Here is a 22,948-nt window from a genome sequence, read left to right as displayed (position 1 = left end):
CGCGGAGCGGGATATGCAGCGCTGGCGCGCTGCATAGAGCGCGAATTGCGCAAGCGCAATTCGAATTCCGGCGCAAGCGCCGGAATGGAATTCCGTAAACGGAATTCCGAAAGGAAGCAATTCGCGCAAGCGCGAATTGAGGGCACCCGCGCAAGCGCGGTCGCCGGGGCTGGCAGCAAGGGGAGGTGCATCACGCTCGCGCCTGTGTAGGGCTTGGGAATCCCAGCCACCACCCCTGTAACGGAGGTGACGGACCGTCGGCCTGACGGGGTGCCGGCCCCACCGTAGTGACGGGCTCCGCTGCGCTCCACCCGCCCCCCCAACTCCCGATGCCATCCGCTCGCGTTGACAAATACCCGGCGGACATACACGTCAACCCGCCACAGCGGGACGGAATCCGTTGACGCATCACCCGAGAGAGCGAGCATGCATCACGGGTGATGCATCACCGTTACTTCCTGTGTAGCGTTTGGGCTCCAGCTGCACCACCCCTGACCGCTGCTAAAACCACCGGTGGAATGCAAAGGCCCTGAATTGCTCAGCCACAGAACGGAAGCCCCGATATGGGCGCGTCAGAATTCGGCGTGCGGAGGTACCGAAGCCGAACGGCCCCTCGGGCCGGGCGGCGGAACCCGCCACCGGCCACGCCTGCTGGTGCTGCTTGTCCGTCACGGTCGGTACCACCCGAGACTCAGAGCCGCTGGTGCCGCCTACGGTCCGCAGGCTGCCCACGGAGCCGCACGCGAAGCCGCCTCAGCCATCGAGGCTCAACGTGTACGCACACGAGCGGACCTCAGCCACCTGATATATACGCAGATCAAGAACCCGCTGGTCAGAGCCGTGCGGATCGCGCGATGTGCCACTCCAGCCGGTACATATCGCGGTCGATGTGTCTCGACTGAGGGGGCACATCGACCCTCCAGTGTCAACTAGAGGCGACACTCAGCGAGCGGCCGTGTCAACTAGAGGCGACATCTGCGATGTGCTGTGTCCAGTGGGTCGCCCGCCTGAAGAGTCAGGGGGGAGATCTGTCCCCCCTGGGGGGACACAACTCTTGCGGCATGTCGTGTCGAAGCGACATCCATGTCAAGCAGAGGTGACATACTGCCCGTGCGACTGAAGATCGAGAACGGAGAGCAGTCTCGTGCCGAGTGAGCCGCAGCGCCGCCGTACAAGCCCTCCAGGGGCGCCGCAGCCGAAGTTGCCGCTGAACGATCCGGCCGACGCCTGGGACGTGCCGCTACGGCCCATCAAGGATCTTGACGAGGTCGCCCGTCGCTACCCGGGGCGCAAGCTCTCCCTCGACAGCGAGCGCAAGCCGCTGGAGTTCTATGGACCGCCCGACCAGCCGAACGCGTTCTCCATGGACAGCCTGGAGTTCTTCCTGGTCATCTGTCAGTTCTTCCGCGAGGCGCTCCCGCTGCGGCTCATCCTGCTGATGATCGCCTGCCAGAAGGCCGGCGGCCGGATCCCCCTGACGCAGGAAGAGATGGCGACCGTCCTGGACGTGGCGCGCACGAAGGTGAACGAGGCTCTGGGTGAGATCATGTCCCACGGCATCGTCTTCCGGGTGAAGCGCGGGGTCTATCAGTTCAACCCGCCCTACAGCTACCGCGTAGCCGAGTTCATCCCGGGCACCGAGACCATGGAGCCCGAGTACCTCAAGGTCGACCAGCACCTGACCCTCACGAAGATCCGCGAGGACCAGAACCTGCCCGACTTGGTGCGCTTCCCCTCACTGGAGAAGATGAGGCAGGAGATCGAGCGGCTGCGTAAGGAACGGGCAGACGAGCGCGCCCGCCGCCGCCAGGAGCGGGCGCAGGGCAAGGAGAAGGGGGCCGAACAGTGAGCGGTCTGCATTTTGCCGCCGTCAACGCGGAAGGCATCGTCGCCGATCTCGATCTGCTGCCCGCGGCCTACCGCGTGCTGCTGAAGCTGCGCGCCCACAGCGAGCCCGGCGGCCGCATCGAGATCGACCAGGTCACCATCGCCCAGATGCTCGGACTGAGCCGGGCCGCCGTCAACGCGGCCATGCGAGACCTGGACCTGGCGCAGCTCGTGAAGAAACAGCGGGCCGGCGTCTACCAGCTCCACCCCATGCTCGCCGCCTACCTCTCCCCCGAGGACGCCGTCGCGGCCGTGAAGACGATGCCGAAGAACGAGCGGCTGAACTCCCCCGGCTTCGTCGACCGCTACAAGAGGGCCGTCACCGCCTACCAGGACCAGCTCGCCGAGAAACGCCGCCAGAAGGAAGACGCCAAGCGCCGCCAGGCCCTCAAAGCCGTCTCCTGACTCGCCCGGCCGGCCTCGCGATACGGCGCTGCACCCACGGTGCAGCACCGTTCTCGTCTGCAGAGCGATACACGCTCCCCCCCTCTGCGGGATCCGGGGCTCCCAGTAGTACTCGCGGAAAAACAGGGTCACCGACGAGACTTTGTGACCTGCACGGTTACTCGGTTCTCTCTGTGGAGATCCCGTGGTCGAGTAAGCGAAATCCCGGCTGAGGACAGATAGTGGTGGGGTTTCCGGGGCATCACTCCTCGGGGGTGCGGAAGTGCTGTACCTCCAATTCCCGGTTTGCTAGACGGTCGACGGCCAAGGCCAAATCGGCAGAGCTGAGTCTTTCCAGGTCATCGGGAGGCAATGAGGGCGCCTCTCCCTGTTCGGCTGCTTTGAGGTATGCGCGACGCAGCTCCGACTTGAACCAGTTCGCATCTCGCAGATCTTCGTTCTCAAGCTGCTGCCGGCGACGTCGCGGGCCCCAGTCTCGAATAATTCCGAGAATTGCGCTCAGCCCCGCCACGCCGCCAAGAGCAGTGATGATCTCCACCACGAACGGGTTGCTGTATGTGATGGAGCCGAATCGGTACGGCACGTCGGGGAGACGCCGCACCATCTCGCCTGAACGCAACTGACCCGTGAGTCTTGACAGCGGATCGTAGCGCTGGCTTGAGCCGAGCAGGAGCCAGTAGAGCGAATGCGAGCGACGGCCAGGAGGAAAGTACAACCACTCCTCTAGATCACGCTCAAGGAGCTCGAGATCGCGCCCCTCCAGTGCGAGTGGGAGCTCTCTCCGGCGAGCTTCCTCCACAAGAGCAGTGACTCCACCTTCTCGCACGAGCTGCAACATGTAGGCGTCGGCTTCTGCCTCAGCCACATGGGTCGCCACTTCGAGGGCGCCCTGAGCAACCACATTGAGGTCTGCGACCAACCCAGCCACCACGGGGACGGGGGCCCATGATCCCACTTCAAGCGTCACCGTGAACACGTCTGCCACAGCCAGCGAGCCTCGCACGCCTAAACGGCGACCGCCGCGCTGACGGCCACGAAGCACGCATTCCGTCACCCAAGGAGCCGTATTTCGTCGCTTCCCCAAACAACGGAGTAGGTGCCGACGCCGCAAAAACGGACGGTCGACGCTGGCGGTCGAGCTGCTGGTCATCGAGCTGGGCGAGTTCGCGTTCGTAGTCGACAGTGATGGAGCGGAGGAAGGCTGCCCTGCTGCCCACGGAGCAGCAGCGCCGGCTGCATGCAGCACGACTCCGTGCAGCAGCTGCTGCTGCACGGTCGGGACGGGCCTGCTGCACGTGCAGCACCCGTGTGCCGCCTGGCCCATGCAAATGCTGCGCTCCAGCTACGACACCACCCCAGCCACCATTCGACGACCACACCAGGACCACGAGCAGCACCACCGCCACGGCGTCCACCACCCACCGAGCAGCACCGTGCAGGCAGGGTGCAGGCCCTGGCCGATGCTGCTTCTCATACCTGACAGCCTTACAGGGCGACACGTCTACCTGGGTATACGGGTTGTGAGGCTCACAATCTCCGCGTCGTCGGGGAGGTCCAGGCGTGGCTTGCGTGGTGCGGGGAGCAGCGGGGTCGGGCCGCCGGGCAGCAGTCCGTGACGCCGGAGGACCTTGTCGCGGTCGCGGCACCAGGTGGTGCAGAACTTCCGGGGCCGGCGGCTGGAGTCGGGCAGGGCCTGGGTGCACACGGGGCAGCAGCCGGGCCCGGCGACCGGCGCCAGGCGCTCAAGCAGCTGCCGGACACGCTCGGTCTCTTCGTCCGTGCCGAAGTACCGGGCGTCGGCCTGGCCCCGGCATCCGGCGAGCAGTTCGGCGAACACGCCGCGCAGCTCGGTGAGGTCGCGGCGGCAGGCACCCAGCAGGGCGAGGAAGTCGTCGACGGGCCAGGAGGTGAGGATCCCGGAGCGGGTCAGGTAGAGGCCGACGGTGTCGACCCGGTACCGGTCGGCGGCATCGAGGAGCAGGTAGCCGGTCAGCTGCCACGCCGTGCGCTGGGACATCTCCGCCAGCGGGCGGCGGGCGCTCTCCCAGACCGTCGACGACGATGTCGGCGTCGGCCGTGATCTGGGCGCCGGCGAACGTCGGCCCGCCGACGCAGTCCTCGGGTCCGGTACGGGCGCGCAGAGCTTCCAGGGGGCCGTGGGCGGCCTTGTGGAGCTGGGCGGTGACGTCGGCCACCAGGTCGCGGTGCGGGAGTTCCAGCAGCCGCGTGAAGGTGAAGGCGTCCGGGTCCTCGAGGGCGGCGTTGGCGAGCGGGGTGAAGGCGAAGCCGATCGGCGTACGGGCGAGGACCTGGTACCAGGCCGCGGCGATCAGCATGCGCGCCAGGACCTCCTCTTCGTCCTGGCCGCGATCGATCGGCAGTTCACGGTTGGCGAGGTCCAGACGGTGCACCGTCTCGGTCAGCCGCACCGCGAGCTCGTTGCCGACGGCGCGCATCCGCAGGCCCGCCCCGAGCAGCACACCCACCGCCACCCTCGCTGGATCGTGCAGCAGCCGAGCCGCAGCCTTGCAGCACACACAGCAGCGCCCCGGGCCACTGAAAATCAGCGGATCGGCAAGTCAACGAGTCGCGAAGAACTTCAAGGCCGTGTCGACGTCCCGCTGCTGCTGCGGCCATTGGGCAGCCGAGCCGGCCGCCAGAACCGCGTACAGCTTGCCGTTGTCGGCGGTAAAGGCGTACTCCACCACCTGTCGGCGCTCGCCCTGTTTCTTGCTGTCGTAGGCATAGACCAGCCGGGCCACGTCGTCCCCCACCGCGTCGGATGCGCCGCCCGGGTTGGGGGCCCGCTGCAGGCTCACCTCCTCGTACCCGGGCTGCTGGGTCGCGAGATTCTGGGAGGACTTGCTGACCGCGTCGTAGGCCGACATTCCGACCTCCGTGACGACGAAGACCTGGAGAAGCCTGCGGTCGCCATCCGTGGCGTAGAAGATGCCGCTCGAGCGGTCGCTGCGCTGCCAGCCGTCTGGTACGGCCATGGAGAAGCCGTCGGGGTCGTCCACACTGTGATAGCCCTCGGGCGGGACGGACGCTTCTGCCGATGTGGAGGCGGAGGCCGAGTCGCCGGGGCGCGAACCATCCGTGGCCGGGTTCGAGGACGCCAAGCCGCTCGCGGCGGGCGAGGGGCTCGCCGTCGCACGGACCGTTGCCGGACCGTCACCGCCGGTCAGCTTCACCACGGCGAAGGCCGCGCCGACGCCGACCACCGCGGCGCCCGCCGCGACCTTCCACCACAGGGCACGCCGGTTGCCGGACGGTTGCGGGGCCTGTGGCGCGAGCACCGCGGCCTCCGGCCACCCCGCGTCGGGTCCCCCCGCCTGCCCTGTGGAGTCCGTCGGTGTCCTCGGGGGCGTGGCGGGCACCGGGGGCACCGGGGGCACCGGGGGCGGGCTCTCCGGGCGGGCGGGCACCGCCGGCTCGGGGGGCGGGGAAGGACGCGTCGTGTCGTACTCCCAGCGCTGGGAACCCTCGTTCCAGTACCGCTGGCCCCCGCTCATCGCGGGCTCACTGGGTCAGTAGCCCCGCCACCGCACCCGCGGAGGCAAGGAGGCTCAGCAGGGACTGGGAATCGTCCAACAACCGGCGCAGGCGCTCGCGTCGGGTCGGGCCTGCCAGGCCCGTGCTGGTGATCTCTTCCTCGGTGCCGGCGAGTTCAGCATCCAGCGTGGCGGTCTGCTCGGTGCCGCGCACCCGGGTCAGGTCGGCGCGCAGCTCGCGCACGGCAGCCAGCAGCTTCTCGGTCGCCTCGTCGGTCTGCAGCCCCGCGCCGTGGTGGCTGACGGCGCTGGCGTGGCTGCCGATGGCGAAAGTGCTGCCGGACACGTCGCCGATGGACACGTTCGGCTCACGCGGGTCGGTCATCGCTGCCCGTTCCCCTCTGCGGCTCAGTGCCGCTGCTGGCGGTGGCGTGGGTGCCGACGGCGAAGGTGGAGTCCTGCACCGAGTCGATGTTCACGCCGCCGTTGCTGATGTTGACGATCTTCTGGACGAACTCGCCGGTCTGGTAACCGGCTTCCGCCAGGGCGGTGCGCACGCCCTGCGCGATCCGGTCCTGAATCGCGCGCAGGTAGCGGTCGACGTCCATCTTCTGGAACCGCGACCCCTCCGGCGCCGAGCCCAGCTCGCGCACCGACACAGCCGGTCCCTCCGGCAGCGCGCCGGAGTTGCCCGCGGTCAGCAGACGCCAGCCAAAGCCGCCTAGCCGGAACAGGTGCCCGAGGGCGACACCCGCGGAGCGCACGATCCGGGGCATGGCGTAAGCAGCCTTGGCGAGACGGTTGTTGTGGGCGTAGCGGTGGGCGACCCGGTCGGCGTCCTTGAAGTCCTCCCGGACCGGGGCGAGGACATGCGGGGCGATCTCCAGCATGAGCATCCGGCCCTGAGTATGAACGCGGACGAAGACGCTGACGACAACTTCCTCCTCCCATCCGCCGACCCGCACGCGCAGGAAGTGCCGCCGCTTTTCGGCTCCCTCCTCGACCGCCTGGGCCCGGAACGCCTCGAACTCCTCGGCGTTGTAGGTGACGTCCTCCCGATGCATCAGCCCCTCGACGGGCAGGAAGACACACTCGTCAATCTCCAGCTGGCGTAGCCGGTCGCGCACCGTGTGCTGGGCGGCCTTGGGAGACTCGCGCAGCTGTTCCAGCAGCGGCCGCACCGTGTCCAGGACGGCCCGGTTGCTCAGCGGGCGCTGCTTGCGCATCCCGTCGGGCCGCAGTTCCACGGCGAGCACCCAGGGGTCGTACGCGCTGCCCGCGCCGCAGAACGGATGCGCCTCGTGGTACATGATCAGCGCCTGGTGCTGTTCGGTGCGGATGCGCTGGAGCATCCGCCGGAACCGCGTACCCTCCGCGCCGAAGGCCGGGTCGGCTGCGGCGTCCGGGAAGCGCGTGGGGTGCAGCTCCTGCGTCAGTGAGCGGGTGACCTGCGCGCGCTGGGCAGCGATGCAGAACCCGATGAGCACGAGCACGGCCAGCGCCAGCCACGCCTGCAGGGCCCCGAGGCCGAGGACTCTCGCGGACTGGCTGAGGGCATCGGTCCAGGAGACGGATCCGGACGAGCCGTAGTCGTCTCCGCTCGACGAGGAGTCGGAGCCGCCGCCGAGGGCCAGGAACACCGTGAGGAACAGGACAAAGGCTACGGTGAGCAGCCCGTTCCAGCGCAGCAGCCCGGCCAGGAAGCGCCGGTACAGCGGCGGGTCCTCACTCCTGCCCCGCACCCGCGACGCGATGGCAAGGCTCACCCCGCTAAGAAGGACAGATAGCACCAGGTTTTTACCGAGCGTGATACCGACCACCCACAGCAGAAGGATGCCCACGTCCCAGCTCAGCTCCAGGCGGCGGGCGCGCAGTGCGTGGGCAAGGACGCGGCCGGCATCGAAGCCGACTGAAGGGGCCGCGATGGCTTGCTCGTTGAGATACAGCTCGTCGATGACCCGGTCGCGGAAGTCGGAATCCAGGTAGGTGCCCGCGCACAGCAGCCGGGTGGGCTCACTCGCAAACAGAGCGGTGGCCGCCGCCGGCCTCGAGGCAGGCAGAGGCGGTTGTGACTGGTTCGGCACGTAGGCGGTACTCACGCCCATCCCCCGATGGTCGAACACGCTGACGCCACGGCCCGTCTGCCCGGCGCCCTGTTTGATGAGCAAGCAGCATAGGACAACATGCAGACGACCGGAATCCGATCGTCAACCGCCAGACGTTCACCGGCCGCCGTGCCCAACGGAGTTGCCGCCTGTCACCGCGTGAGTGTGCCTTGGGACCGACCCGTGCGCGCACGGGAAAGTAGAGGCGCGGGCCTCGCGGCTGATGTGCCGGAGGGTGGTTCGATCCAGACGGCGAGTGCGAGCACGGTGCACGGGTCGGCCTGCGCCAGGCGCACCGCGTGGCCCGCGCCGAAGCCTTCCAGCGTCCCCGTCCGCACCATGGTCCGAGGCAGGGCGCTGTGCGCCCGCACCGACGCGGGGACGGCGCCCGGGGACCTTGGCGCCGCGGCCGCCGATCCCGCCCGTGAGGTCGATCCCGATCAGAGCGGCGTCGTCGACGGGCGCGGCCGCGGTGAAGGCCAGCCGCAGCCGCTGGTCGATCGCCGTGCCGACGGTGCCGCCCTCGGTGCCGACGCCGGGCGGCGGGAGCAGGACGTGATGGGCGCGGTAGCTGTCGCGCAACGGCTTGGCGCTGGCGGACAGTTCGCGATCCAGGAACCGGCGCAGCGGGGTGTGGGGGCATTTTCAGCGCGTCGACCAGGGACATGACGGATCACCGCCGTTCATCGGGCGCCGCAAAGGCGCGGAGGTGTCACGGTTCGGACGGTAGGAAGGGGGACTGACACTTGGTCACCCGCAGGAAGTAGCTGCGGGGATCGGCTGGCGCTGGATTCCCGCGGAAGAGGGGCGGCGTGACGTCTTTGTTGACGGACAGCGGAGTGAACATCTCGGTGGAGACCGGCTGTGTCACGCGGTCCCTCACAACCTCACAGCCTCACAGGACAGGCCGTTCACCTGGGGAAACAGGCTGTGAGCCTCACAGACCTCACAGCCTTCGGAGCGGGGTAGGCGACGCGTCGCAGCGAAACGGCTCCGCCCCCGGCAGCTGCTGTGCCGGGGGCGGAGCCGTTCGTTGAAGGGCGGTCAGCCGAGCCAGACGATGTCCACGACGTACAGGCGTCCGGCCGGGCGGTTGATCCAGTAGACGGCGGTGAGCTGTCCGACCGCAGCGGAGCGGATGTCCTCGCCTTCGGGGTCGCGGGAGTTGAAGGGCGGGAACGACCACGGGTCGCGGCCGGCGATGTCCAGAACATCCCGCAGCATCTCGCGTGCGTGGTCGGGCAACTCCTTCACGGTGCCTGCTGCTTGGGGCGACAGGCGGGCGGGCCAGGGCGGCCCGGCGTCGCTCACGTACGGGCTCCGAGGACCTGGTCCAGGTCGATGCCGTCAGAGTCGTCGCACCCGCCCGCGAGGAAGGCGTCGACAGCCGGGGCGGAGGCGAGGCGGGCCCTCCAGGTGCGGACGACGGCGTGGACCGGGGCGAGGCTGAAGCTGTGCCGGGCGTCGTCCAGGGCGCGTGCCCAGTCCTGCTCGAACGCGGGCACCCAGGTGCTGGCGCGGCGGTCGGCGCGGAGTTGGGCGAGCAGCTGGGCGGCGGCGGCCGGGGTCGGCGGGGTGGGGGCTTCCTCGTGCTGCGCGCTCATCGGCACCTCCAGGCGGGTCGTATCGCCACCGTACGCGGGGCGCGCGGCGGTGGTGACGGACATGTGGTGATCCCTTTCCTGTGGGGCGTCAGTCGACGCCGTAGTCGAAGATCTCGTCATCGGAGAACGCCTCCAGGACCTCTTCGGCGGCGGTGCGGAGCGCTTGGGCGACTGCGTCGGCGGCGTCGGGGTGGCATACGAACGTGCAGCCGACGTTGAGGGGGCGCGCTCGTCCTCGTCGTCTTCGTTCACGGGTCACCTTCAGGAGATGGGCGGCAGGCCGGCCGCCGCGCGGCAGTGACGCGATATGGCGTCTGTGGTCACCGGGCGAACCCTGGAGTTCCTTCGATGACCACAGACGACATGACCGCTGGCGTCATGTACGGGTAGTCGGTACGCGCTATTTCAGCGCCTTTTCCATGCGAGAGGTCTGGTTCGTATTCAGTAGGAGACGTCGATGTAGTCGATGTTCGTGAATTCCACGTCCAGGTTGGCAGCGCGGCGTCCGTGGTCCTGGAAATACGATTCCTTGAGTCCTTCGGCGATGACTTCGTTAGGAGTCTGGTCGCCGATGCCCTGCTGTGCGTCGAAGAGACGCCGCGCGTACTCCGGTGAGAGGTGGGCGGTGATCCGGCGCTGGCGGCCTTCGTCGGTCGTGCCGATCGGCGCGCTGTAGCCGAACTGGGCGCGGGTCTCCACGGTAATCCCGGTGCTGGTCGCGGCCCTCTTCTTAGCCCGCTGGCGCACCCTTGGCTGCCAGCGGGCCCGTACAGCGGCGTCGATCTTGTCGGTGATGTCCTTCGGCGGCGTCTTCCGCTGGCCTTTGCGGTAGCGCTCCACCGACCGCTGGCTGATCCCGAGCTCGGTGGCGACGGCCTTGGTCGTCTTGAGCTGCTTCATCAGGAAGTTGATGCGGCCTTGGAGGGTCTTGGGCGGCTCGGTGGTGAAGGCTTCCTGGGCCTGGCGTTCGATGGCCTCGTTGACCAGAGCGTCGTCGGCCTGGGCGTTGGCCGGTCGGATCCGTCGTGGCACGGCTTACTCTCCTTCGTCCAGCGAGGCGTCGTGGCCGTCGCCCTTGATGTGGCGGGCCGGGTTGTAGCCCTGTTCCATCAGGTCGACCGCCCAGGCCATCTCCTGGACGCCCTCCAGCTTGGCCAGGCCCGGGGTGGGCCCGAGGCGGAACCCGCCCGGCTGCGGCTTTCCGGAGGCGGCGTAGGGGAGGAAGTCCAGCGGCGAGGCACCCGGCGAGGGGTAGACGACGCAGTCGGACAGCACGGCCAGCGGGTACAGGCCCGTCATGTCCGCCATCTTGAGCAGCTTGCGGTGCATGTTGACCCGGGCCTTGCTGATGACGGCGGCGCGGATGTCGGGGCGCCAGGTCGGGCGCTGAAGGGCCGGCCACCTCTCGCCTTCCTTGTGGTGCTTGCCCTGCGGGCGCTCGCGCAGCTTGCCCACGCCGCCCTTGACGGTCGCCTTGATCGCGGCGAGGACGGCCGCCAGGGCGGGGTCGACCTGCTTGTGCCGCTCCATCGCCGCCAGGAACTCGGTGTCGGTGAGGTCCTTGGTGACGCCCAAGTCGGCGAGGGTGTCGACGTACGCGGTCTTGAGGCGGTCGTGCCACGGGTCCAGGTACGCGCCGGTCTCACGCCGCAGGTACGCCTCGATCGGGGCGACGTTGTAGCCGAGCTCCTGGGCGTAGGCGACGGTGTGCGTCTGGTACCAGGCCGGTCCCGTCGGACGGACGCCCGACGGCGTGAACGGCGAGGGCAGGCGCGGGTCCAGCTCAACGTGGGACAGGTCCACCAGCCAGCTGCCGGGGATCTTCGGGTTGAACGCCGGGTGGTCGAAGTGGTCGGGGCCGGACAGGCCGACCGTGAGCCGGGCGGCGGCCGCGAGGAACGCGGTGTTCAGGTCCAGGCCGATCGCGAAGGGCAGCAGGCACTCCTCATCGGAGAGCAGGTCCACCGGCCGCACCCACTGGTACGCCTCCTCATCCAGGAAGCCGCCCGTCCAGTTGTTCTGCACCACCACGGGGTGCTCGGGGGTGGCCTCCGGCGGCGCCGGGTCGACCGGCTCCGCGCCCAGGGAGCCGGGGTTGTGCCCGGAGACCCAGTTGCCGCTCTCGCGGTCCTGCACGGCACGCGTGGGCGGGCGCAACGCGGTCATCAGCTCGAGCCCGGACACGGCGGTGGAACCGCGCGGGGTGATGACGCGCTGGGCGTAGACGCCCAGGACGCGGGCGACGTCGGCCGGCTCCATCTCCGCAACACCCGGCCAGGACCGCTCATCGAGGGCGTCCCAGGACAGGATCGCGAGCTGCACACACTGCCGCTGGTTGCCGGTGGCCTTGCGGTAGATCCGCGCCCACGGGCCGAACCCTCGCTGCGTGAGCTGCCACTTCGCCTTCGCGACCTGCTTGACGACCGGGTGGTCCTCGGGCAGGCGCAGGGAGCGGCGCTGCTCGTGGCCCTCCAGGCGCTCCGGCAGCCCGAGCTTCACGGCGGCCGCGGCGGTGAGCACGATCAGCGGATCGGAGTCCTTGCCGTTGCGGTGCAGGCGCGGCGCACCGAGACCGGACTCGCGCAGCGTCCACTCCACCAGCTCCACAACCGTGGGCGCCGGGCAGTCCAGCACGATCCCGTCGACGCCGTACGCGGAACCATCGCCGTCCAGGACAGCGAGCGGACCATGCGGGAAGCGCGGGTCGACGGCGGGCTTCGCCGCCTTCTTCGCGGCCGGACGGCGCGACGTCGCCGGACGGGCAGCCGGACGCTCCGGCGCAGCCTGGCCGGCGGGCGCCTCCACCGGCGCGGAGGCCTCCGCCTCGGGCGCGGCCGGGCCGGTGAACGTCTCCGGAGCCGGCTCCGGCTGAGGCGCGGGGGCCGGGACGGGCGCAGCGGCGGGGGCGCCGTGCACGGGGTACTTCGCCGCCCAGCCGTTCAGCAGCCTCTGGTACGCCGACAGCCGCGGCTCCTTCGGCTCGGAGCGGCCGTTCTCGTAGTTCTTCACCGTCTGCGTCGACGTCTTCAGCGCGGTCGCGAGACGGGCCTGCGTGATGCCAGCGGCCTCACGCAGCCGGGCGCGCTCCGCCGGGGGCGGGAGCTGCGGCTCCTCCGCCAGTAGGGCGTCGATGTTCGCGAACAGCTCTTCCTCGGATGCCATATGCGTCTACCTCCACCCTGAACACTAGCATCATTTACCCTACTGTTTAACCCGTTTCTTTAACCCGCTCGCATGTTCCTGGTAGGGTGATCTTGACTGGCAGGGCAGATGCGGGTGCAGGCACCAGGAGGAACCGTTGGCAAGGTCGGGCGACGTTGCGGCCATGCTGTCCGAGCGGGAAAACACCGAGGTCCTGAACCAGGTCATCCTGCCGTCGGCGACGCGCTGGGCGGTGCGCCAGCCCCGTCCGGTCGCGGTCGTCGTAGCCGGACAGCCCGGGGCAGGAAAGACCTGGATCGCCGACCTCGTGCAGGCGGTGCTGAACCATCGCGGCGGTGCCGTGCGGGTTGGCCGGGACCTGTACAAACCAGCGCACCGGCACTACCCGGGTCTCCTTGCTGCCGACGTCCGTACGGCCGGAGCCCTGGTCCGCCCCGACACCGCGCGCTGGCAGGCCGCCGTCGAAGCCCACGTCCGAGACCGGCACTTCGACGCCGTGGTGGAGTCCGCGCTCGCCGACCCCGACGACTTCCGCGCCTCCGCCCTCGCCTACCGGGCCGCCGGCCACCGGATCGAGGTAGTCGCACTGGCCACCGCGGAGGCCTTGAGCCAGCTCGGCATCGTGGACCGTTTCCTCACCGAGGCCGCCAATGGCGGGGGCCGGTACGTGCCGTGGGAGAACCACGACACGTGCGCGCAGGGCCTGGTGCGCACACTGGCCGCGATCGAGACCGAGCAGCTCGCCGACCGCATCACCGTCGTACGGCGCGACGGCACCGTGCTGTACGCCAACGAGCTCACCCCCGAGGGCAGCTGGCGGCGCCGCCCGGCTGCGGACCGGGCGGTGCGGGTGGAGCGGGCGCGGCCGTGGACCGCACCCGAGACCGCCGCCTTCCGCCGGGAGCTGGCCCGTACCGACCGGCGCGTGCACGCCGAACTGGTCGGCGAGGACCGGCGCCTGGCCGTGCAGCGGGACAGCGAGCGCGCGGCCGCCTGGTCAGAGCCAGTCCGCCGCAACGCCCAACCCACCGCGACACCGCCCGGGATCGCCTACCACCGGCTGTCGGCCGATGAACACCGGTGGATCTTCGACGAGCTGATCACGCCGACCGTCCTCGCCAACGTCGTGCCCCGGGACGATCCCCGCGCCGTGTACGTGATCGGGCAGCCCGGCGCGGGCAAGACCGAGGCCACCCGCATGGTGCGCCGCGCCATGCGACCCGGCACCACCCGCCTGAACGGCGACGACTTCAAGGCCTCCCACCCGGACTACCGGCAACTGCTGCGGCAGGATCCCCGCGGCGCCAGCACGGCCATCCGCGCCGACTACCGGGCCTGGTTCGCCCAGGCGGAAGAGTACGTGCGAACACGGCGCGGCGACCTGCTCATCGAGGCCGCACCCGGCCGCGCGGACGACGTCCTGGGCAGCGCGCTCGCCTGCTACCAGGCCGGCTACCCGGTGGAGCTGGTGGTTCTGGCCGTGCGGGAGGCGGACAGCCGCCTGTTCACCGCCCTGCGCTACGCCCGCGCCCTGCAAGCCGGAATCACCGGACGGTTCACCACCGCTGCCGGGCACGACCGCTGCTACCAGGGCGTCGCCGACACCGTGGCGGCCGCCGAAACCCATCCCGCGATCACCGCCGTTACGGTGATCCGCCGCGACGGCCAGGCCCTGCTGCGCCAGGAGCAGCCCGCCGCACCCGGCCGGGCCTCGTGGGCGCTGGCCGCCGAACGCCAGCGCCCCTACACCGAGCAGGAAGCCGCCCGCTTCCTGCGGATCCACCAGGGAGTGTGGCGGGCCCTGCCTGAGCACCGCGCCGAACTGGCCGACATCGCAGCCCTGGCTCGCCCGCTGATGCCCGCCCACCTGCAGCCGTCCCGGATCGGCGTGCCCCGTCACGCCGTACGGCTGCTGCCGGTGCCACGGCCGGGCTACCCCTCCAACTGCCTCAGCCGCGCCGTGTAGAGCGCGGCCAGGCGGTCCTCCTCCTCCGGGCCGGCCTCCTCCAGCCGCGCCAGGTCCTGGTAGGCAGCCGCCCGGTCGGCCGTCAGCTGCGCAATCCGGTCCTCATCGGGCAGCGGAGCCCGGCGCTCGGCCGTGATCTGTTCGGTGTACCAGTGCACGACCGCCTGCACGATGTCGACCGCCTGCTGGACCTCGCCTTCCTCCAGGCCGGAGAAGTCGGGCTCATCTGGTGTGCCGGACATGGCAACCCCCTCGATCTTGATCTTGCACGGGAGGGGCCATTGTCCACCCGGCCCCTCAACGTCGTAGGGCCCACGGCCTTCGCACCCACGCCTCAACAGGCTGGGCTTGGACACGACTCACGCGAGTCATCACCTGATCGCGGCCTGCGCCTTCTTCTCCCAGCGGTTGTAGCGGCGGTTCCACTGCCAGTCTCTGAAGCGGCGGTTCCACCGCCAGTCCCCCACATAGCGGCGAATGCGGCCGAACCTGCTTTCGAGTACGTGGAACTCTGGCCGTGTGAGGCGAACGAGGTCTTGGTCGACTCCCAGCGAGATACCGAAGAGCCTGCCGTCCTGAAGCTCTTCGTACAAGGCGATGCTGATGACGATGGTGTTGATCGGCACGTTCGCCCGGTAGGCATCTTCCTTGTCGGGCAACAGCCGGGGGTTGCCTTCGTCGTCGATCTCAAGCCAGTCGGGGGGCGGAGGAACGGCGTTGTATCCGAAGTCGTTGACTCCCACGTACCAACGCCGGTAGCCGCCGGGGTTGCCGAAGTAGTGGTCTTCCAGGTACCCGTATCGCCGGTTTCCGAGCCATGCGCGGTGGTTTTCAGGCTTGCCGAGAGCGGCGAGAGGAGATGTTCCGAGGCGGATAAGGGTCTGGTCGATGAGCACACGGGGCCGGAACCACCAGCTGGTGGTAGTGATGCCGTACATGACCACCATGTCGTCCTCGGACCACGTGACCAGGTAGCCCAGCCGCGACAGCGGCCAGGTCCGGACGGTGACATCGGCCCCCCTGTCCCTGCCGCCAACCTCGACCTCAGGATCAGCCAGGCGTGTGCACTCCATCTTCGACTGCCACTGCGGCTCGCCCAGCAGAGACTCCACGTAGTCGTGCCGAACCCCGGGGGCGATCTTGCGAAGCCGGGCGGTGAGGTAGCGCCTGCGGCCGATGGTGCGGCGCCATCCCTCGGTGAATGCCTTGACGAGGGTCCAGCTGGCGACGAGCACTCCCGCCAGCGTCCAGACGTTGAGGGTGGTGCTGTACCAGGGCTCGGGATCGGGCTTCATCGCTGCAGAATGCCGCACGCCCATCCACCCCAGCACTACGTTTGATCACTCCCGCCAGCCGCAGCACTGGACGGCTCTACATTCCGGGTCCGGGACGGTAGAGGCGGCCTGGCTCCCCAAGGGGCTTGCAATAGGCATAAGTTGGGCTCCAAGGTGATCATCTTTCGGGGGTGGACGTGACAGGCGGCCGGGATCTCAGGGCCCTGTTCAGCACGAACGACCGCGGCCTCACCGCGCAAGAGGCGTTCACCAACCGGCAGGCGCAGTGGGAGCTGGTCGCGGCCGCTCTCACCGAGCACCTGCGGCGCACCAGCGCCCCCGGCTTCAATGTCGAGGACCTCGAAGCGCCCCGCCACAACGTGCTCGTCTTCCACGGGGTGGGCGGCATCGGCAAGACCACCCTGTCCAGGAAGCTGGAGGCGACCCTCGCCGACGCCGGGCGCCGGCCCGCGCAATGGGGCGAACCCACCTGGCAGACCGGCCGGATCCTGCCCGTACGGATCGACCTCGCCCGCTCCGCCGGCACCGACTTCGAGCAGATCGTCCTGACGATCCGGGCCGCCCTCGCCGGGATCGGCCGGCCGCTGCCCGCCTTCGACCTGGCGCTGCGCCGCTACTGGGACGCGAACCATCCCGGCGAGCCGCTGGAGGAGTACATGCGCCGCGGCGGCCTCGCCTCCAAGTTCGGCCAGGCGCTGCCCCAGCAGATGCAGTCCGCACTCGCCGACGTCGCCCAGACGCTGCTGCTGCCCGGCACCGTCGGCTCGGTCGTCGGCCAGGCCACCGGTGCGCTGGTGCGCGCCCTGCGCGAGCGGCGGCAGACCGTCCGCGCGCTCGCCGCCTGCACGCGCCTGGCCGACCTTCTGGAGGCCGAACCCGACCTGGACACGCTCTCCTACTACCCGCACCTGCTGGCGTGGGAGCTCGCCCGTCTCCCTACCGGCAAGCGCGTCACGCCGGTCGTCCTGTTCGACACATTCGAGGACATCGGCGACCGCACCCACCGCGATCTGGAGCGCCTCCTGCAGCGCGTGGTGTGGCTCATGCCCAACGCACTCTTCGTCATCACCGGCCGCTCCCGCCTGCAGTGGGCCGACCCCGCCCTGCAGGGCCAGCTCGACTACACCGGGCCGGCGGCCTGGCCGGGACTTGCCGCCCCAGCCCTCCCCTCCGCCCGCACCACACCGGGCACCGCCAGCCACGGACGGCAGATCCTGGTCGGTGACTTCTCGCCCGAAGACTGCGACGACTACCTCGCCCGCCGCCTCTCCCACGAGGGACAACCGGTCATCGGCGACCACATCCGCCAGGTCATCACCTCCCGCTCTCACGGCCTGCCCCTCTACCTCGACCTGGCCGTCATGCGGTTCCTGGAGATCCGCCGCACCGGCCGCACCCCCCGGCCTTCCGACTTCGCCCACGACTTCCCGGCCCTGATCGCCCGCACCCTGACCGACCTCACCACAGACGAACGGCACGTTCTGCGCTCGGTCAGCCTCCTGGACGCCTTCGACCTGGCCCTGGCGACCCGGGCCGCGGGCCTGACGCACGAGGCACCCGCACAGCGGCTGACCGAGCGCCCGTTCATTCGCGAAAGCCCCTTCGGGCAGTGGCCGTTCCACCTGCACGCCCTGATCCGCTCCACCATCCGCAACGCCGACGACCAGACAGACGACCGCTGGTCCGACGGGGACTGGCGCGCCGCAGCCGAGCGGGCGTTCAGCGCGCTGGGCGAGCAGTGGAGCGCCAGCGAAGCGCCGGACCGCCTGCTGCTGGTGGGCTGCCTGCAGCAGGGACTGCCGCTCGCCCGGGACTACAACCTCGACCTCGACTGGCTCACCGACGCCGCCTGGACCTACGTCGGCGATTCCGTCTGGGAGCCGATCACCCCACCCGCCGCCGCCGGCGCCCCGGCGCCCGGTACGTCCGCCGACGCCCTCGTGGAACTCCTCAGCACCCTCACCCGCCGCCAGCACGAACACCGTGCTCGCACCGTCAGCCGACTCACCGCCGTCCTCGACGCCGAACTGCTGCCCGCCGACCTGCAGGAGATGGCGCTCTACTACCGGGCCAAGTCCCTGCGTGACACCGGCCTAGCCGCCCAATCCCGCCGCGACTACCAACAGGTCGCCGACCAGGGCGGCCGCCTCGCTCCGGCCGCCCGCCGCGGCCTGGCCCACGCCGCACGCCTGACCGGCGACTTCCCCACCGCCCTCGCCGCCGCCCAGAATCTCGGCTGGGAAGGCCGCCACCAACGCGTGATGGGCGACCTGTACTGGCTCCAAGGCCAACCCGCACGTGCCGCCGCGGCCTACCTCGCCGGACGCACCGAAGCCGAACAGCACGGCAAGGCCGGCGAGGCCGCCCACAATCAGGCCCTGCGCGCATTTGCCATCGCCCTCTACGCCCCCGACCAGGCCAGCGCGGAAATCGACCTCGCCCACCAGCTCCTGGCCGGCCTCAACCTGCGCGCCACCACCATCAACGTCCGCCGGGCCGAACTCATCCGCGATGCCGGCAGCGACAGCGTCGACGACCAGATCGCCACGCTGCGCACCGAACTCGATATCGCGGGCCTCGCCTCGCTGACACCCGCGATCGAGCTGGCCGGCGCCTTCCACCACGCCGTCCTCGACGACCACATCGCACTGAACACCACCCTCACCCGGCTACGAGAACAGACGTCCGACGAAGATCACGCCTACTTCGTCGACATCGCCCACTTCATGGCCGGCCTGCCCCTCGATGACCCCTCGCCAGCACAGTGGATCGACGGCGAACCAGCCACCCGCAGCCGCTGGCGGGCCCTGGTCACCGCGCGGCGCGAGCACCTGGGCTCACTGCGATGACACCTGCGGGACGTGCCTCACCTCACACGGCCCGCAGCGGCAACACCGGAACAAGCAGGGGAAGTTCACCGTTCATCTACATGTGGCTGCGGAGGGGACAGTGTCCCCGGGCCTCACCTACAGCCCATGGGGACGATCGTCCGGCTGAAGCCCCATGGAGCCTTCCGCCGCGAGGCGACCGCCCTCCGCACGCCACCACCTGCTGCCCCGGCTGGTCTCCCCCGTCCAGCCGGGGCTTTCACCTGCGCACAACCGCCGAAGGACCATCAGGGGCTGCCAGAACCCGGCAGGGCATTCTTCCAGCCGCCGCGTTTTCACCCGAGGCCGAGGCTGCTGAGGGCCGTGGTCCAGTCGGTGACGATGGCCTTCTGCGCCGCTGTCAGGGAGACCTTCCCGGCGCAGACCGCGGTGTGCAGCTTCGTCTCCACGGGGTCCTTGCGGTTGTTGACCCCGCCGCCCTTCTTGTGGCCCGGGTCCGGCGGCTCGACCCACAGGTTGCGGGGATCGTTGGGGTCGCCGCCGAGCTGCAACGAAATTAGATGATCAAACTCTGCATCCCCCATGGGGCCCTTGTATCCGTACGAGGCGGCGTTCAGCGCCTTCTCCTTGCCGGTGACGGAGGTGGACGGCCGGATGCCGGAGGTGTAGCCGCCCTTGCGGCAGATCGTGGACTTCAGGTTCGCCTGGGTGACCGCCGGAGAGACCGCGCCCGGCGTGCACGCCGGATCCTCCAGCGGCTCCCCCTTCTCGTACCGGAAGTGGCAACTCCCCGCCGGAGGCTGCTTCTGGACGGTGTAAGTGGTCTGCGGGCCGGCCCCGACCGCGATCGCCCCCTGAGGGCCGCCGCGCGCGTCCGCACCCGAAGGCTTCGTGGCCGCAGTCCCGGCAGGCGACGCGGCAGATCCACCCGTTGCGGCCGGCGAGCAGCCCGCCAGGAACACCGCGGCGAACAGCACGGATGACGCGGCACGGTAGCTGGAGTGCATGGCGACCCCTCACGAGCAGGCAATGGCTGGGCACATACTGCCCGGCCGGCGCATCAGCACACCGGCCGGGGCCCGCGCCAAGAAGCGCGACGGAATGCGGGGTGCGCCACCGCGCAGCCCGTTCGGCTCAAGTCCCAAGCGAAACTGCGGCTTTGGGCAAGGCTCGCCCATGCCCTGGTATGGAGAAGGTGCAGGTCACCATATGTTCACCGCCTGCGTCTACCCGCATAGATCCGGCGGGTGCTGTCATTCCGTCAGCCGCCCGGAACCTCGCCTCCGGGCCAAATTCGGGAGACCCCCACATGCGACCTCTGCGCCGCGTCACCGCCACCACCACCGCCCTCGGCATCGCCGCCGCAGGCCTCATCATCACGGTGAGCGGCACCGCGCACGCCTCCGCCTGTTCCCAGTCCCACCTGCCGCTGCCCGACTCGTCCTGCACGCCCGGCTCGTACAACCCCGACGTCACCCAGTCGAACATCCACAGCACCATCTGCGTGTCCGGCTGGACCGACACCGTCCGGCCCCCCACGTCCTACACCAACCCGCTCAAGGCACAGGGCATCATCGACTACGGCTACTCCGACACCAACATGTCGGACTACGAGGAGGACCACCTCGTGCCGCTGGAGCTCGGCGGTGCGCCCCGCGACCCCGGCAACCTGTGGCCCGAGCCGCACTACGGCACGAAGACCGCCTACACCAAGGACGGCACCGAGACGAAACTGAAGAACGCCGTCTGCAACGGCACCATCACCCTCTCCGCCGCCCGCAGCGCCATCAAGAACAACTGGACCACCGCGCTCCAGGTCACCGGCATCGGCTGACCTCCAGTGAGGCCATAGGCCGCGCCGCGTGACGGGATCCAGAGGGGAACGGCTGCGCCCATGCGGCGCGGGAGCCCAGCAGCTCTGTCCCAGGAGCGCGGCGCGAGCGGCCAGCAAGGCCGACCAGGACCCCGGCACCTGGCAGCCGCCCGCCCAGGGCTACCGCTGCCAGTACGCAACCGACTGGATCGCCGACAAGACCAGGTGGGGCCTGACCATCGACCCCACCGAACACGCCGCACTCACCGAGACCCTCAGCAACGGCCCCGACCAGCCCATCACCGTCACCCTCGCCCGCTGGCCCCCGCACCACCCCGCGCGTCCGCTCTGGCCGCCGACGGCAGGCCGTCGGCGGCCGGAGGTCCCTCGTCCGAGGCCCGTGCCGGGCTGTGCACAACGCCGTACTCGCGGCCGAAACGGTTGGCCTCCGCGGCGGAACCCGTCATCCGGTGCAGCCACAACCCGTACGCCACCGACTCCATCTGCGGCAGGCTGCTGGGTCCGGGCAACGCCGGCGGACCACCATCCCGCTGACCGACTCGGTCCCGAGCCCGGGATGCTGTGGAGGCGGCCCATGGCGTACCGGGTGGGCAGCTGGGGGAAGTTGAGGCCGTTCTCCCAGCGGGAGACCTTCTGCCAGCCCTTGGCCATCCGGCCGTAGCCGAGGGCGAAGTGCACATCGTCAAGGCGTTCCAGGGATGGAGTGCGCGCCGTCCAGGCCTTGGCCCGCTGGGGTTGATCGCGGGGAGCGGTGGTCATGTTCCGGCCTGGAGGGGGGAGATGGCCGGCGTGGGGGCCGGGGCGCGGTGCCTCAGTGCCTCAGCGATTGCCGTCAGGGGCCGGGGGCGGGCTCCTTGTGCTTGTCGTACGGGCGTGACGTGTTGTTTGGCGAATTTATGGAGGAGCCGGGCACGGCCGTCTTCGACAGTCCGGTCCTCGGTGAGCACCTTGCTGAAGGTCTTCATGACGACGTCCGCGCCGACGGGATGGGCGTTGCGCGGATCTGTGTCCGGATGACGTGCGCTGCTCTGTTCGGCGAGGGCGGCTGTCGGTGAGGGGTGAGGTGTCGGGTGAGGGGAGGGCTGAAGACGTGCTGATTTGTGGGCGGCTTCCGTGCGGGCGTTGTCCAAGAGCTGGTTGAAGTGGTCGACGTCGCCGCCGAGGATGCGCACAAATGATTCCAGGACGGGGCTGGGGGGCAGGAGCGTGGCTTCGAGGATGGAGGCGACGGCGCTGGCGCTCAGCATCCAGCGGCTGGCGACCGCGACGTCGTTCGGTGCGGGGCGTCCCGCGCGCAGGTGCAGTGTCTGCACGGCGATGCGGAGATGTTCGGCGGCGGTCAGGGAAGTGTCATCGAGGTCCATGAACAGCTCGCGGCTTTTCTGGCTGAGTTTCTCGGATTCCCAGACGGTGCGCAGTACCTCCGGGTCGGCCCCGCAGGTGTGGGCGAATTTCCGTGTCAGGTCCCAGGTCGGCACCCGCTCGCCGGACAGGATCCGGGACAGGTAGGACGCGGAGCATCCGATCCGGCCGCTCACCTCCTTGTTCGTGAGCTGAGCGGTGCGGACCAGCATGGACAGGATGGGTGAGAGACGGTTGTATGCCGCTCCCGACGGTTCGATCGGGGCGGATTGCTCGGGTCCCTCGCCGCGTTCGGTGCCTGAGTCGCAGGACCCACCCGCCGTGCCGCCGTCGGCGGCGGGTTCGTCCGGGGATTCGGCCAGGCGTGTGGCAGTGCTGCTGAAGAGGCCGGTGAGAGAGGTGAGTGCTGCTTCGGAGCGGTTGAAACGGGTGAGGCGGCGCAGGATGTACCGCTCGGTGTAGCGGTGGCGTGCGGTGTCCTCGCTGATGCGCAGGATCGAGCTGACGGTGGCCCACGTGACGCGCCGGTAGCGGGCTCGTCCGACGACGGCCGCCGTCAGGCCGTCGAGCTGCTCGTGTAGCTGGGCAATCCGCTGGAGGGGTTCTTCTCCGTCAAAGGACGGCAGAAGCCGCGCGAGGTCGCGTGCACCGTCCTGTATGTCCTTGGCGATCTCGATGAGGAGTTCGTCCCCGGCAGACGGGCCGTGAGCGCCCGTTGGGGGCGCGGGGCTGGTCCGGGGCGCAGGCCGCGGTTCGGTCGGGTTCCCTGCCTGGGCGGGGTGCGGTGCAGCGAACGGAGTCGCGGTGTCATCGTGCAGGCGGCGTCTGTGGGCGGCCTGGCGGCAGGCATCCCCGCAGTACTTCCGTGGCCTGCCCTTCCCTGGTCCTTTGGCGAGGGCGGAGCCGCAGAACTCGCATGTGTCGCTCACAGTTCTTCCATTCCGTAACGAAAAGGGTTCAGAGGGGGTTACACGGCGCCGATACAGCCGAATTTCCCCGGGTTTCG

The 22,948-nt window shown here is 69.6% G+C and carries 22 protein-coding genes and 1 pseudogene; 8 read left to right on the top strand and 15 right to left on the bottom strand.

All coding sequences use genetic code 11. From position 1 onward, the window contains the following. The 3 genes from ABZ656_RS33460 to ABZ656_RS33450 form a co-directional block, all read left to right on the top strand. On the top strand, positions 1-210 hold a 210-nt coding region (locus ABZ656_RS33460), incomplete at its 5' end, for a hypothetical protein (RefSeq protein ID WP_360272916.1). 934 nt (positions 211-1,144) lie between these two features. Continuing rightward, entirely contained in the window at positions 1,145-1,849 is a 705-nt protein-coding gene (locus ABZ656_RS33455) for a hypothetical protein (RefSeq protein WP_360272913.1), read from the top strand. After that, on the top strand, positions 1,846-2,292 hold the full coding sequence (locus ABZ656_RS33450; RefSeq protein ID WP_331756759.1) for a helix-turn-helix domain-containing protein: 447 nt from the start codon (positions 1,846-1,848) through the stop codon (positions 2,290-2,292). The genes ABZ656_RS33455 and ABZ656_RS33450 overlap by 4 nt, the downstream gene beginning before the upstream one ends. Before the next feature lie 241 nt (positions 2,293-2,533). On the opposite strand, the gene ABZ656_RS33445 is transcribed toward ABZ656_RS33450, so the two are convergent. From ABZ656_RS33445 to ABZ656_RS33425, 5 genes are all read right to left on the bottom strand, one after another. Further along, positions 2,534-3,277, bottom strand: a complete 744-nt coding sequence (locus ABZ656_RS33445; RefSeq protein ID WP_360272910.1) for a hypothetical protein — start codon at positions 3,275-3,277, stop codon at positions 2,534-2,536. Between the two features lie 516 nt (positions 3,278-3,793). Beyond that, on the bottom strand, positions 3,794-4,309 hold the full coding sequence (locus ABZ656_RS33440) for a hypothetical protein (protein ID WP_360272907.1): 516 nt from the start codon (positions 4,307-4,309) through the stop codon (positions 3,794-3,796). Positions 4,310-4,871: 562 nt separating this feature from the next. After that, a complete protein-coding gene (locus ABZ656_RS33435) occupies positions 4,872-5,807 on the bottom strand; it encodes a hypothetical protein (RefSeq protein ID WP_360272904.1) in 936 nt (311 codons plus the stop codon). Positions 5,808-5,814: 7 nt separating this feature from the next. Then, positions 5,815-6,171 (bottom strand): hypothetical protein, encoded by a 357-nt coding sequence (locus ABZ656_RS33430; protein ID WP_360272901.1) that lies wholly within the window; start codon positions 6,169-6,171, stop codon positions 5,815-5,817. Next, on the bottom strand, positions 6,155-7,891 hold the full coding sequence (locus ABZ656_RS33425; RefSeq protein ID WP_360272898.1) for a hypothetical protein: 1,737 nt from the start codon (positions 7,889-7,891) through the stop codon (positions 6,155-6,157). The genes ABZ656_RS33430 and ABZ656_RS33425 overlap by 17 nt, the downstream gene beginning before the upstream one ends. 424 nt (positions 7,892-8,315) lie before the next feature. Between ABZ656_RS33425 and ABZ656_RS33420 the strand changes: the two genes are divergently transcribed. Continuing rightward, the gene (locus tag ABZ656_RS33420; RefSeq protein WP_360272895.1) at positions 8,316-8,450 is read left to right on the top strand and encodes a hypothetical protein; all 135 of its coding nucleotides are present in this window, start codon (positions 8,316-8,318) and stop codon (positions 8,448-8,450) included. 485 nt (positions 8,451-8,935) lie between these two features. On the opposite strand, the gene ABZ656_RS33415 is transcribed toward ABZ656_RS33420, so the two are convergent. From ABZ656_RS33415 to ABZ656_RS33395, 5 genes are all read right to left on the bottom strand, one after another. Next, positions 8,936-9,202, bottom strand: coding sequence for a hypothetical protein (locus tag ABZ656_RS33415; RefSeq protein WP_360272892.1), 267 nt, complete (start codon positions 9,200-9,202; stop codon positions 8,936-8,938). After that, positions 9,199-9,558: a DUF6247 family protein gene (locus ABZ656_RS33410; RefSeq protein ID WP_360272889.1), complete on the bottom strand. Its 360-nt coding sequence runs from the start codon at positions 9,556-9,558 to the stop codon at positions 9,199-9,201. Before ABZ656_RS33410 ends, ABZ656_RS33415 begins: the two co-directional genes overlap by 4 nt. Before the next feature lie 25 nt (positions 9,559-9,583). Further along, entirely contained in the window at positions 9,584-9,754 is a 171-nt protein-coding gene (locus ABZ656_RS33405) for a hypothetical protein (RefSeq protein ID WP_360272886.1), read from the bottom strand. Between the two features lie 182 nt (positions 9,755-9,936). Then, positions 9,937-10,527, bottom strand: coding sequence for an XRE family transcriptional regulator (locus ABZ656_RS33400; protein WP_360272883.1), 591 nt, complete (start codon positions 10,525-10,527; stop codon positions 9,937-9,939). Between the two features lie 3 nt (positions 10,528-10,530). Next, entirely contained in the window at positions 10,531-12,657 is a 2,127-nt protein-coding gene (locus ABZ656_RS33395) for a helix-turn-helix transcriptional regulator (protein ID WP_360272880.1), read from the bottom strand. A gap of 163 nt (positions 12,658-12,820) precedes the next feature. Between ABZ656_RS33395 and ABZ656_RS33390 the strand changes: the two genes are divergently transcribed. Beyond that, entirely contained in the window at positions 12,821-14,623 is a 1,803-nt protein-coding gene (locus ABZ656_RS33390) for a zeta toxin family protein (RefSeq protein ID WP_360272877.1), read from the top strand. On the opposite strand, the gene ABZ656_RS33385 is transcribed toward ABZ656_RS33390, so the two are convergent. Both ABZ656_RS33385 and ABZ656_RS33380 read right to left on the bottom strand, forming a co-directional pair. Next, a complete protein-coding gene (locus tag ABZ656_RS33385) occupies positions 14,590-14,865 on the bottom strand; it encodes a hypothetical protein (RefSeq protein ID WP_360272874.1) in 276 nt (91 codons plus the stop codon). The genes ABZ656_RS33390 and ABZ656_RS33385 overlap by 34 nt on opposite strands. A gap of 129 nt (positions 14,866-14,994) precedes the next feature. Next, a complete protein-coding gene (locus tag ABZ656_RS33380; protein ID WP_360272871.1) occupies positions 14,995-15,918 on the bottom strand; it encodes an ETEC_3214 domain-containing protein in 924 nt (307 codons plus the stop codon). Positions 15,919-16,094: 176 nt separating this feature from the next. Between ABZ656_RS33380 and ABZ656_RS33375 the strand changes: the two genes are divergently transcribed. Continuing rightward, a complete protein-coding gene (locus tag ABZ656_RS33375) occupies positions 16,095-18,767 on the top strand; it encodes an ATP/GTP-binding protein (RefSeq protein ID WP_360272922.1) in 2,673 nt (890 codons plus the stop codon). A 314-nt stretch (positions 18,768-19,081) separates the two neighbouring features. Here ABZ656_RS33375 and ABZ656_RS33370 read toward each other — a convergent pair whose 3' ends face one another. Beyond that, on the bottom strand, positions 19,082-19,753 hold the full coding sequence (locus ABZ656_RS33370) for a hypothetical protein (protein WP_360272868.1): 672 nt from the start codon (positions 19,751-19,753) through the stop codon (positions 19,082-19,084). 302 nt (positions 19,754-20,055) lie between these two features. Here ABZ656_RS33370 and ABZ656_RS33365 point away from each other — a divergent pair, with 302 nt between their 5' ends. Together ABZ656_RS33365 and ABZ656_RS33360 are read left to right on the top strand one after the other, a co-directional pair. Beyond that, on the top strand, positions 20,056-20,580 hold the full coding sequence (locus ABZ656_RS33365) for a hypothetical protein (RefSeq protein WP_360272865.1): 525 nt from the start codon (positions 20,056-20,058) through the stop codon (positions 20,578-20,580). Between the two features lie 94 nt (positions 20,581-20,674). Further along, a pseudogene (locus ABZ656_RS33360) lies at positions 20,675-20,878 on the top strand (HNH endonuclease); the annotation flags it as partial. On the opposite strand, the gene ABZ656_RS33355 reads toward ABZ656_RS33360, so the two are convergent. Further along, complete coding sequence (locus ABZ656_RS33355; protein WP_360272862.1) at positions 20,865-21,089, bottom strand: DUF6417 family protein; 225 nt, start codon at positions 21,087-21,089, stop codon at positions 20,865-20,867. The pseudogene ABZ656_RS33360 and the gene ABZ656_RS33355 overlap by 14 nt on opposite strands. A 246-nt stretch (positions 21,090-21,335) precedes the next feature. Continuing rightward, entirely contained in the window at positions 21,336-22,871 is a 1,536-nt protein-coding gene (locus ABZ656_RS33350) for a helix-turn-helix transcriptional regulator (RefSeq protein ID WP_360272859.1), read from the bottom strand. Positions 22,872-22,948 lie beyond the last annotated feature (77 nt).

The organism is Streptomyces sp. NPDC007095, from assembly GCF_040634475.1.
GTDB lineage: Bacteria > Actinomycetota > Actinomycetes > Streptomycetales > Streptomycetaceae > Streptomyces.
This window is presented reverse-complemented; position numbering and strand designations above follow the sequence as displayed.